The sequence below is a fragment of the Idiomarina sp. UBA3176 genome (assembly GCF_002364295.1).
Classification (GTDB): Bacteria; Pseudomonadota; Gammaproteobacteria; order Enterobacterales; family Alteromonadaceae; genus Idiomarina; species Idiomarina loihiensis.
Genome location: NZ_DEXU01000004.1, coordinates 20,291 through 21,070, shown reverse-complemented (window position 1 = coordinate 21,070; position 780 = coordinate 20,291). Strand labels below are relative to the sequence as shown.

Below are 780 nucleotides of genomic sequence, written 5' to 3'. Positions count from 1 at the left end.
ACAAACCATATTGCAAATACACCTATAGATGAACCATTTAAAAAGTTCGCCTAGCCGAATGCGATGGCACCGGGTGAAACACTAAAACCAACAACGGAAACAACTATGAGTCAGTCACTAGAACAAAAACTTCCGTGGGCGTTGTTAGCGCTACGGGTCGGTATTTTCATTGTTATGTTTGTATGGGCGCTGGATAAGTTTGTGAACCCGGGACATACCGCCGCAGTGTTCGAAGGCTTTTATGGAATAAGTGGTTTGTCTTCGACTTTAGCTGCTGTACTGGGCGGGCTTCAAGTGGCTCTTTGTCTGGCTTTTGTTGCTGGACTATGGAAAACGATAACCTACGGTTTAATATTAATTATGCATGCCGTGTCGACTTTTTCGTCATTTCCACAATATCTGGACGCCTTTAACAACCTTCTGTTTTTTGCGGCATGGCCAATGTTAGCCGCTTGCATCGCACTCTTTATGCTACGCGAGTATGATACCAAGCTGAGCCTTTAAGATGGAGCGACTATGCGAGTCATATTTTTTGTTCTGGCTATGAGCTGGCAAATGGCTGCATCCGCGCAGTCATTTGAGCAATCTCATACCGCTTTTACTGATGTTCTGAATGATCATGTTGAGGTCTATGATGACGGTTTAAAGTCAGCGGTTAGTTATCGCGATTTGGCTAAAAACCGTCGGTCACTGGACAAGTATCTCGCATCGCTGTCTGCAGTTGAGCCCGGACAGTATGAAAGCTGGACGCATGAGCAGCAACTGGCCTTTTTAATTAAT

1 protein-coding gene and 1 pseudogene are annotated in these 780 nt (G+C 45.0%); both read left to right on the top strand.

Annotated elements, in window-relative coordinates; all coding sequences use genetic code 11:
- Nucleotides 1–105 precede the first annotated feature (105 nt).
- On the top strand, nt 106–504 hold the full coding sequence (locus tag B2U97_RS01580) for a hypothetical protein (protein ID WP_286830198.1): 399 nt from the start codon (nt 106–108) through the stop codon (nt 502–504).
- A gap of 12 nt (nt 505–516) precedes the next feature.
- A pseudogene (locus tag B2U97_RS01575) lies at nt 517–780 on the top strand (DUF547 domain-containing protein); the annotation flags it as partial.